Here is a 10,926-nt window from a genome sequence, read left to right as displayed (position 1 = left end):
AGATACGGGCTGCTCCGACATTGCCATGGAAAACAACAACCCGCGCATTTTATATGCCGGTATGTGGACCTTTCGCAGACGTCCATGGCGGTTTGATGATGGTGGAAAAAATACCGCGCTTTACCGTTCTATGGATGGTGGCGAAACCTGGGATAAAATCCACAAAGGTCTTCCTGACGCCCCGATGACCCGGATTGGGATTGCCATCGCTCAAAGTCAACCCAATACCGTTTACCTAATCACCGAATTCAAAAAAGGGGGTACGCTCTTCAGGTCAGATGACCGCGGCGACAATTGGCGAATGGTCAATGACAATCGTAACATTAACTTCCGTCCATTCTACTACAGCGATATCCGGGTAGATCCTAACAACCCGGAAGTCATTTATTCACTTTCGGGCCGTCTGTTTAAATCAACGGATGGCGGGAAAAAATTCGCTCGCATTGCCGAAAACGTTCACGGTGACCACCAATCGATGTGGATTGATCCCATGAATTCTAACCGTGTTTTGAGCGGCAGTGACGGTGGTTTTCAAATTTCATACGATAGCGGCGCGACCTTTGATATTATCAACAATGTTGAGTTATCGCAATTCTACCAACTGTTTGTTGACAACCGGCAGCCCTATCATGTTTACGGCGGTTTGCAAGACAATGGTACCTGGGTCGGACCGAGCAATTCTTTACGCCGCCAGGGAATTCTCAAAAGAGATTGGCAAGCCTTAGCAGGTGGTGATGGTTATTATGCTGTTCCCATTCCCGGAAACGAACACGAAGTTTATGCCAATTTGCAAGGTGGTGTTATTTTTCATGTCGATAGCAGAACCGGAAATGTGCGCAATATTCATCCGTATCCCAAAATTACCGGTTCAGCAGGAGATGCCATTTTTGAACATAAATATCGTTTTAATTGGGACTCCCCCATTCATGTATCAACCCACGATGCCGGCACGGTCTACTTTGGCGGCAATGTGGTTTTCAAGACCACCGACAAGGGTCATAGCTGGGAAGTTATCAGCCCCGACTTAACCACCAACGACAAGAGTAAACAGCAAACATCCGGTGGTGAAATTTACCAGGACAATACTGCCGCGGAATTCCATTGTTCAATTCTAACCATTGCTGAATCACCCAAAGATGCAAATGTACTCTGGGTAGGAACCGATGACGGCAACTTGCAGCTCACTCGCGATGGCGGAAAGACCTGGACCGATCTCACTAAGAAAGTAAAAGGCATGCCGGCTTTTTCATGGATCGCCAAAATCCATGCATCGGAACACGATGCGGGCACGGCCTTCGTGGCGGTTGATCATCACCGCAGCGATGACTTCACACCGTATGCTTTCATGACAACGGATTATGGCAAATCCTGGAAAAAAATCGTCAATGGCCTGCCCGGTGACGATTACGTCAAAGTCATTCGACAAGATCCGCATTATGAAAATCTGCTGTATATCGGCATGGAGCATGGTATTTATGCATCCTGGGATTCAGGAAAAAACTGGACTCGTATCAACAACAACTTACCGCCAGCCTCGGTGAGGGACTTGAGAATTCAACCACGGGAGCGCGATTTGATTGTCGGCACACACGGTCGCGGCGCCTGGATTTTGGATGATATCCGACCCTTGCAGGAGTTGGCGGATGCCAGTAACAAAGCGGTTCATTTATTTCAATCCAGAAAAGCGACTCGTTGGCATCTTCACAATCGGCTGGAAAGCCAGGGACAACGTAGATACGCGGCGAAAAACCCGGAATATGGCGCGTACATTAATTTCCATCTCGCGAACGATGCAAAGGACCCGGTAACGGTGACCATCACTGACACAAATGGCAACCTGGTTAGAACACTTGAAGATTCAACTGCCAAAGCCGGTTTAAATCGGATTGTGTGGGATTTACGCAGGAAGGAAGCAACCAAGCTCAGGACTCCTATTCGCGGGGGTCGGCGTTCCGGTCCTTTCAGACCATGGGCCCTCCCGGGTATGTATACGGCAACTCTTAAAGCCGCCGGACAGGAATTGCAAACCTCGATTGAAGTCGCTTCTGACCCAAGATTCGCTTTAACCCAGGAGGACTATCTTGCACAAAGCAATGCTGTGGACGAACTAAACGGTTTGCTTTCCCAGGTGCATGGTTTACTAAATGATTCAGAATTTCTCAAGAATCAGTTAACAGCACTTAAAGAAAAGTTAACCTACAACAAAGAACCGCTGCAAGAATCTCAAACCGTTGCATCAAAAACACCTGATACAGGCAAGCCGGCGGTGAAAATGATTGAACAGGCACTTAAAGATATCAAAGCAATTCGTTCTCAATGGACCCGGCCTCCACCTCGAATGAACTATCGCCAAACACCACAATTACGCGATGAAATCAGGTCCCTCATGAGGAACATCGATGGCGCAACAGCTAAACCGACTCAATCACAATTGACCCGTATCGAGCAATTAAAATCGGAAACACAATCTGCACAGACCACCTATAAAGCTTTTCTTGAAGGCACTATCAAACCTATCAATGAAAAAGTGCAAAGTATGCCACAGATTGTATCAGGAACATAACTGGTAGTGTGATTCCTAAATAACGTGCGTAATTAAGTGCTCCTGCAAAGGATCGAAAAATCTGTCTTCGAGTCTGTCATTTAGTTGTCAGTAAGTCATTTATTGTCATTGACTTAATGACACAATGACCATCAATGACGGACCCAGCATTTAAAAGACAACAAATACGATTGCCTGTTGAAATAGTAATTAGGAATCACTGTACTATTACCTTAACCAAACGATCTCGTCGCGATGCTCTGCGTCGCGACGAAATGGCGAGACCGTATCCAGCCATGGCCGGAGTTTAAGCCCGACACATCTTGACATTCAAATGAGATTTTCTTAAATTTCTGCCACCTGCCTACATATTCAAATTATCTCTGGAGGGAGTCATGCATGTTTTACTAACGTATCAACTCATTCGTGTCAGCTCAATTGTCTTAATTTTAATCCTGCAAATCCTGATTTATGCCTGTTCAAAAAAAGATTCTGCTGAAGCCGATATCCTGATTCTCCACAACGGCACCATCTGGACCGTCAATGAGGAAAGCCCGAATGCTGAGGCTGTTGCCATTAAAGACGGTAGATTTGTTGCTGTCGGAAGCGATGAAGAGGTTTTGAACCTCAAGAATGCAAATACTCACACGGTGGACTTGCAAGGTCACTTTGTCGTTCCCGGATTCAATGATAACCACGTACATTTTGCGTCAGCCGCGCGCTTTCTAGAATTCAACATTATGAAGGTTTCTAGCCAGGAGGAGTTTGTCGAGCGAGTTCGGGAAGTCGTAGCAAAATTGCCAGAGGGTGATTGGCTTCTCGGGGGACTCTGGGGTGCATATGATTCCTGGGCCGAAGGAAGTTCAGGTGGTCAAAATCGCGTACCCTTTACCCCCGACATGAGTCTGGTGGAGGAGATGACAAAAAGCAATCCGGTATTTATTAGAAAATTTGATAACAGCGAGTTTGCCGTCAATGGGGCTGCACAAAAGGCGCTGGGTATAACCCCATCGAGCCCTTCTGAATTGCCCGGCATTGAGTTTGTTTTTAACGATGGAAAATTCAATGGTATCTTGCGCGGGGACGTCGTTTCACCTTATGTCCGCCCAAAAATCCCACGTAATTTTTCTCATGAACGCCGCCTTGAACAGACGAGACGGGCGCTGGCCGAAATCCGCAAATACGGCGTAACCAATGTCAGTGATATGTCGGACGACGAGCAGCTCGAAATTTATCGCGAACTGCATGAAGCGGGCGAGTTGACGGTTCGGGTGCACTTTCGCTACATGTTAGAGCGGTGGAATGAGCTGGCCGAGCAAGACATCAAAATCGGCGCAGGAGATGAGTGGATCCGATTGGGTGGACTCAAAGGACATATCGACGGAATTATGGGAAGCAGCAGTGCGCGATTCTTCGAGCCTTACTCACATGACCCCGGTAATCGTGGCCGCTGGCGCCGTCTCATGGTTGATGACGAAGGTAATTTTGTCGAAGGAAAATTTCTGAAATATATGCTGGACGCGGATAAAGCGGGCTTGCAGCTTACTGTGCATGCCATCGGCGACGAAGCCAATAACCTGATTCTGAAATATTTGGAAGAATTGAACAAACAAAACGGCGTGCGTGATCGCAGATTTCGCCTGGTTCATGCGCAGGTCATCGCACCGGGCGACTTCAAACGTCTCGGCGAGTTGGGTGTCATAGCAGAAGTCCAGCCCTTTCACCTGAGCGACGACATGCGCTGGATGGAGGAGCGCATCGGCCATGAGCGCTGCAAGGGAGCTTATGCATTCAAGAGTATTCTGGACAGCGGCGCGACCTTGTCTTTTGGCACTGATTGGCCAGGCACGGCTGCCGCCGAGTATCCAATAAACCCGATGTTTGGAATACATGCTGCGGTGAACCGCCAAACCTTAACAGGTGAACCGGAATCGGGCTGGTTCCCTGAAGAAAAAATCAGAGTTGAAGATGCTATCAAAGCCTACACACTGAACACCGCTTATGCCAATTTTGAAGAGGACATCAAAGGATCGATTGAGGTTGGAAAGTTGGCTGACTTGGCGGTCCTTTCTCAAAACCTGTTAGAAATTTCGCCTGATGACATTTTAAAGACAGAGGTGCTTTATACTGTCGTTGGCGGCAAGATTGTTTATGAAAGGGGGCAGTTGACGGTGAAGTGACAGCATTAGTGTCACCCCTGCGCAGGCAGGGGTCTACTGGGATGGTTCACTGTCGCAGGAGATTCCGGCATTAGCGGCCGGAACGACATTTTATTTATCTTTCTTTGGAGGAAAAATGAAAAAACGAATTTTAATAACCATCTTGCTTTTTTGTCTCACTGCACTCTCTTTTGCCAAAAACTTCGACTTCTATCCAAATGCCTCATATGATCCGGCAATCCCTACTCTAAAACAGGTCGTCGGCCACAGTTGGGGCGAGAGAATCACCTCGCATGGCGAAATGGAGCGCTACGTCCAGGCCCTAGCGGAAGCTTCTGGAAATGTCGAACTGGTTGAGTACGCCAAAACCTGGGAAGGCCGGGCGCTTTACTACTTGATTATTGCTTCCGAGAAGAATATGGCACGCCTGGACGAAATCAAAGACGGCATGCAGAAACTCGCCGACCCGCGAAAAATCAACAGCGCCGAAGCAGACGATTTGATCAAAAGCCTGCCGTCAATTGCCTGGCTAGCCTACGGCGTTCACGGCAATGAAATTTCCAGCACAGACGCCGGATTGCTAACGGCCTATCATTTAGTTGCCGCGAAAAAGGATACAGTTGCTAAGTCGGTCCTGGAAAACACCGTGGTCATTATCGATCCAATGCAAAACCCGGACGGGCGCGATCGTTTCGTTAATTATTTTCGGCAGACGCGGGGTCGCTGGCCAAATGCGGATCAGAAAGCTGCTGAGCATAATGAAGACTGGCCGGGCGGCCGTACCAATCACTACTTGTTTGATATGAATCGTGATTGGTTTGCCTTGACCCAACCTGAAACCCGCGGCCGTGTTGAGTCATACCTTGAGTGGTATCCCCAGGTATTCGTGGATTTGCACGAAATGGGCTCAAATTCGACTTACTATTTTGCGCCGCCCGCCGATCCCCTCAATCCTGAAATGCCGCCTGAGCAGATCAAATGGCTGGAACGTTTTGGCCGAAACAATGCGAAATGGTTCGACCGCATGCAATTTGACTATTTCACCGGTGAAGTCTTCGACTCATTTTATCCCGGCTATGGCGAAGGCTGGCCGATGTTTCAGGGTTCTATCGGTATGACTTATGAACAAGCGTCTGCACGCGGCCTGGTCGTAAAACGCGAAGATGAAACGACCATGCACTACCGCGATGCCGTGCAGCACCATTTTATTTCTTCTTTGGCAACTGCAGAAACTGCGGCAACAAAACGCGAGTCTTTACTGCGCTATTTTTACAAGTACCGCCAATCCGCCATTCAAGAAGGTTCACGGGAGTCCATTAAAGAATATATCATTCCGCCGGGCAGCGATCCGAACCGTTCGGCCAAGTTGGTTTCACTGCTGCTCAGGCAAGGAATTGAGGTAAAGAAAGCTGAAACTGCATTCACCAACTCTAAAGTCAAAGACTATTACGACGGACAAACTCAGTCGAAACGATTCCCGGAAGGGACTTACCTCGTTTCGCTAGCTCAGCCTGCCAAACGACTGGCCAAAACGCTTCTTGCTAAACAAACCTCAATGGATGACGCTTTCATAAAGGAACAGCTTCGTCGTCATAAGAAACGTTTGCGTGATCAAATTTACGATGTTACGGCCTGGTCAATGCCCTTAATTTACGATGTTGAGGCATATAGGGCCGAAAAAGCCTCGAGTGGCCGCTTCACTGTAATGTCTGAAACTGTCGCAAACAAAAGCCAAATTCGAGCGGGTAAGGCACAGCTGGCTTATTTAATTCCGTGGGGAACAAATTCAGCAGCAGAGGCGCTGCTGAGTCTGGTTCATCAGGATATCCGCGTTTTCAGCTCAGACAAACCAATGACGCTCAGTGGCAAGAAATTTCCTCGAGGATCTTTAATTATTAAAGTAAAAAACAATCCGGATGACCTTCACCAGCGTTTGGAGAAACTCGCAAGTGAAACCGGTGCAGAAATCATCGCGACCAACACATCCTGGGTGGATGAAGGTGTTAATTTTGGCAGCGGTAATGTTAAGTTTCTAAAGAAACCTAAAATTGCAATGGCTTATCACACGCCCACGAGTTCATACTCAGTTGGTTGGGCGCGCTATATTTTGGAGCAACAATATAGTTACCCGGTTACGATTATGAACACGTCACAAATAGGCCGCTTCGACCTGCACAAATACAATGTTTTAATCCTGCCCAATACACGAGGGGGTTACACCAAAACGCTGGGTGAATCGGGCGCTAAAAAAATCAAAGCCTGGGTACAAAACGGTGGTACTCTGATTACCTTTGGGCAAGCAACCCACTGGCTCACTGAGGATAAAGTCGATCTGTTGACCACCAGCAGGGAATTAAAAGGTGGCAAACCGGAAAAAAAGAAGAAGGAAGAAAAGCCTAAAGAAGCAAAAACAAAAAAGACTGCTCCTGATCTTTCTGAGCCCTTTGATGTTGAAAAGGCGATTCAACCTGAAGAAGAATTGCCCGCTTCAACGCCCGGTGCCATCATGCGAGTTAAGTTGGATAGTGAGCACTGGCTGGCGTTCGGTTACGATGGCGACGCCAATGTTATGGTTTCGAGTAGAAATATTTTTACGCCCGTTAAGTTGGATAAAGGCCGAAATGTTGCGCTCTATATGCCGGAGGACAAAGTTCTGGTGAGCGGGTTCACCTGGGAAGACGCGCGCAAGCAAATCGCCAGCAAAGCCTATCTAATGCACCAGCGACACGGGCAGGGTCATGTGGTGGCGTTTGCAGAAGATCCGAATTACCGAGCCTTTATGGATGGCTTGAATTTGCTCTTTTTGAATGCGATTTGCTTTGGACCTGCACATTAAAATGAAGAATTCAGAATTAAAAATTAAGAATTACGAAATTACAAAAAGGTCAAAGCAACTTAGTTCCAAACTTTGATTTCTTAAAAGTCGCGGCCCATAGCAGAGAAAAGAGCGGCCCAGTGAAACAGAAAGTGGCCCACGGCATATAATTGGCAGTCGGCACGCCGAGCGTAGTGGCCATAAAAATAGCAGAAACCGTCCAGGGCATCAGGGGCTCGACAATAGTGACAGAGTCTTCCAGCGAGCGTGAGAGATTTTCAGGTGCCAGTTTGTGTTCTTTGTAAGCTTTTTGAAATAACCCGCCCACAATGAGCGCCGTGACGCCGCCGTGGCTGGTTAGCGAAATCATGATACTTCCCGAACTCATCGTTGCCGCGATAAGGCCAAATGTGCCGCGAACTTTGTTGAGGATGCTGTTCAAAAGCTTGTCCAATCCTCCGGACACATCCATGCCGGCCGCCAGAAGAAATGCTGCAATGATTACCAGCAGCGTATTCACCATGGAATACAAACCGCCGCGATTTAGCAGGGTTGCAATCTGCCGGCTCAAGTCAGGCGCGTTCAGGCCCAGGGTTGCAACCATATTCAGATCAAATCCGTTTACCGCGGCGCTGAGTGATTGCTGAAAATCAAAACCTTGCAAAGTGATTCCGATAAACATGGCAAGGACAGAAGATGACGCCATGGTTAAAGCCGGAGGATATTTGAGCATCGTGCCCGCAACCACCAGAAGCGGGGGCAGCAGGGCCAGCCAGCCCAGGTTGTAGATGGATTCAAGTTCGGCGAGTAATTGTACGGCGCTTTCCGGCAAAGCTTCAGCACTACTGCTATGCAAGTTTCCAACAAAAGCGTATACCACCAACGCCAGCACAAAAGAGGGTACGGCCGTATAGAGCATGTTGCGAATGTGGTCATAAAGATTGGCGTTTGCACCGATTGCGCAAATATTCGTAGAATCGGAAAGTGGGGATAGTTTGTCACCAAAATAAGCGCCGGAAACGACAGCACCGGCAGTTGCGGCTAATGGCGCATCGATTGCCATGGCCATGCCCATCAAGGCAACTCCAACGGTGCCCGCAGAACCCCACGATGTTCCGGTACAAATTGACATCACGGCCGTCACTAGAAAAGCAGTCAGCACCATATACTGTGGATTGACAAGTTTGAGACCGTAATAAATCAATGTCGGAATGGTGCCGCTGAACACCCAGGTTCCGATGAGCATGCCGATTGTCAGCAGAATGAGAATGGCCGGCAGCACAGATGCCAGCTTTTCACCCGTCGAGCGCTGAACGTCGTCCCAGGAAGCACCTTTTCTTTTCGCAATAAACCCAGCCACAGCGGCTGCAGTCAGCATGACGATGACCAGCAGCTCTGTTCCCATGCCGATAGAAAACGCTCCCACGAGCAGACAAATGAACATCACGATTAAAGGTAAAACAGCTTCGAAAAGGGAGATTGGCTTTTTTGAAGAATCAAGTGAATTGCTCATGGTTTTAATGATAGTAGAGCGTTTTCAAAATAACGTTGCAATGTGGATAATAGTGTTTTCGTGTTTGTGTGTTCGAGTGTTCAGGTTCTAATATCTTGAAATTAATCAACTTGATAAAATACGTAAACACTTTAACAGCTGAACACGCTAACACTGTATATTGCCAGGTTGTTTAGTAACTGACAAGTAATTTCCAAAAATCCAATTTTCAAATTCTCAAACAAAATCACTGAAATCGGGGACAAGCTTGTAATTTGTAGTTTGTTTTTTGAGATTTGCGGCTTGTCCGCGATAGGAATCATTATACTCTAGAGCTTTGTCAGCGCTTGCATTATGTCGTCCGTTAGCATCTCTGCTCCTTCCAAGCCAACGGATAAGCGAACCAGCCCGGGTGGCAATTGCAGCTTCTGCAAAACCTCCTGATTGTCGCCGCGGTTTGGGGAGATAACCAGACTTTCAACACCTCCCCAGCTGACACCTTTATGAAAAAGCTGCAGCGCATCCACGAAACGGCAGATGTCTTTGAATTTGTCCGTGTTGAGCTCAATACTGAAAAGACCTGAGTAGCCGGTAAAATAACGTTTCGCTAATGACAGGCTGGCTGACTGAAGCGCCGGATGGTACACATTTTTAATGCGAGGATGCTTCTGCAAATTTTTAGCCAGGGCAAGCGCGTCTTTATGATGCTGTTTCAAGCGTACGGGAAGCGTCCGTAGTCCCCTGATCAGCAGCCAGGCGTCAAAAGGTGCGAGGATGCCGCCATTTAGCATATATGCCCCGCGGAAAATCTCAGCCATCAACGCCTTGTTCGTAATGACAGCGCCTGCTACAACATCGCTGTGTCCTCCAATATATTTGGTACACGAATGCACGCTGATGTCGACACCGTGAGTGAGCGGCTTTTGAAAAAGCGGAGTGGCCCAGGTGTTATCGATGACGGTCAAAATATTGTGTTTCTTTGCCAACGCCGCAAGCTTTTGGATGTCCACCAGGCGGAACATCATGGTGCCCGGATTTTCAAAATAGATCATGCGAGTATTCGCCAGCAGTTCACTTTCTATTTTGCCGGAATCTAACTCAAGCGTATGTGTATGCTCAATGCCAAAACGTGTGAGGTGTTGTGCGAGCTTGAGCGTCGGGCCGTAAATGTGATTCACGAACAGAATATGGTCGCCCTGTTTCAAAAGTCCGGTCAGCGCTGCACTGACTGCTGCCATCCCTGAGGCAAAGCATTTGCACGCTTCACCGCGCTCCAAAGCCGCCAGTTTACCTTCAAGCACAGCAACCGTTGGATTCTGGCCGCGTGTGTAGACGTAGTTCTTGCTCTCTTCTGACAGTTCATCCTGCAATTGCCGAAGCGTTCCTTTCCGGAACAGCGAGGTCTGAACAATTGGCGGCATGACAGCGCCGGCATTTTCATCGAGGCTTTCATCGTGGCCGAGACAAATCTGTTCGTCGTCGGGATGTATTTGAGCTATCAATGTATTTCCGGTTTTGTTAATATTTTAGGCAGGAAAAGCGTTTGCAATATACTAAAACAAGGGCTGGTTGTCAACTCCATTGTGTCGTTCCTTAAAAATCGGTTTCGGGTCACTTTACAATTTTTGCCTTGAATTCCAGCTTTGGGTTGGTTATTTTGCGAAATGAGATTTCCAAACAATAAACTGAATCGTAACCTTAGAGTAAACCTTGCAGGTTTTTAAAACCTGCAAGGTTTAGAGAATTATGAAAGCATTAACCTTCCACGGAAAAGAAACCATAAAATACGAATCAGTTCCGGATCCTGAAATTGAGCAAGCCACAGATGTGATCGTTAAAGTTCATCTGGCCGGAATTTGCGGCTCGGATCTCCATCCATATCATGAACGCGAGAAAGGTTTAGACCGCGGTACCGCAA

General features: G+C 47.7%; 6 protein-coding genes. 4 read left to right on the top strand and 2 right to left on the bottom strand.

All coding sequences use genetic code 11. The annotated features are described in order from the left end of the window. From IH879_12250 to IH879_12240, 3 genes are all read left to right on the top strand, one after another. Positions 1 to 2,563 (top strand): hypothetical protein (locus tag IH879_12250; GenBank protein MCH7675709.1); only part of this gene is annotated, 2,563 nt, incomplete at its 5' end. Between the two features lie 374 nt (positions 2,564 to 2,937). Then, a complete protein-coding gene (locus IH879_12245) occupies positions 2,938 to 4,722 on the top strand; it encodes an amidohydrolase (GenBank protein ID MCH7675708.1) in 1,785 nt (594 codons plus the stop codon). 115 nt (positions 4,723 to 4,837) lie between these two features. Next, complete coding sequence (locus tag IH879_12240) at positions 4,838 to 7,537, top strand: peptidase M14 (protein ID MCH7675707.1); 2,700 nt, start codon at positions 4,838 to 4,840, stop codon at positions 7,535 to 7,537. Positions 7,538 to 7,586: 49 nt separating this feature from the next. Here the strand turns inward: IH879_12240 and nhaC are convergent, their stop codons facing one another. After that, on the bottom strand, positions 7,587 to 9,029 hold the full coding sequence (nhaC, locus tag IH879_12235; GenBank protein ID MCH7675706.1) for a Na+/H+ antiporter NhaC: 1,443 nt from the start codon (positions 9,027 to 9,029) through the stop codon (positions 7,587 to 7,589). Positions 9,030 to 9,337: 308 nt separating this feature from the next. Beyond that, the gene (locus IH879_12230; GenBank protein ID MCH7675705.1) at positions 9,338 to 10,429 is read right to left on the bottom strand and encodes an aminotransferase class I/II-fold pyridoxal phosphate-dependent enzyme; all 1,092 of its coding nucleotides are present in this window, start codon (positions 10,427 to 10,429) and stop codon (positions 9,338 to 9,340) included. A 325-nt stretch (positions 10,430 to 10,754) separates the two neighbouring features. On the opposite strand from IH879_12230, the gene IH879_12225 reads away from it, so the two are divergent. After that, positions 10,755 to 10,926, top strand: a 172-nt coding sequence (locus IH879_12225) for an alcohol dehydrogenase catalytic domain-containing protein (GenBank protein MCH7675704.1), incomplete at its 3' end; no start/stop codon positions are given.

It is taken from the genome of candidate division KSB1 bacterium (assembly GCA_022562085.1).
Classification (GTDB): Bacteria; Zhuqueibacterota; Zhuqueibacteria; order Oceanimicrobiales; family Oceanimicrobiaceae; genus Oceanimicrobium.
This window is presented reverse-complemented; position numbering and strand designations above follow the sequence as displayed.

Coding starts and splice junctions, on each gene's coding strand:
- IH879_12245 (MCH7675708.1), top strand. CDS start 2,938: ATGCATGTTTTACTAACGTATCAACTCATTCGTGTCAGCTCAATTGTC.
- IH879_12240 (MCH7675707.1), top strand. CDS start 4,838: ATGAAAAAACGAATTTTAATAACCATCTTGCTTTTTTGTCTCACTGCA.
- nhaC (MCH7675706.1), bottom strand. CDS start 9,029: ATGAGCAATTCACTTGATTCTTCAAAAAAGCCAATCTCCCTTTTCGAA.
- IH879_12230 (MCH7675705.1), bottom strand. CDS start 10,429: ATGCCGCCAATTGTTCAGACCTCGCTGTTCCGGAAAGGAACGCTTCGG.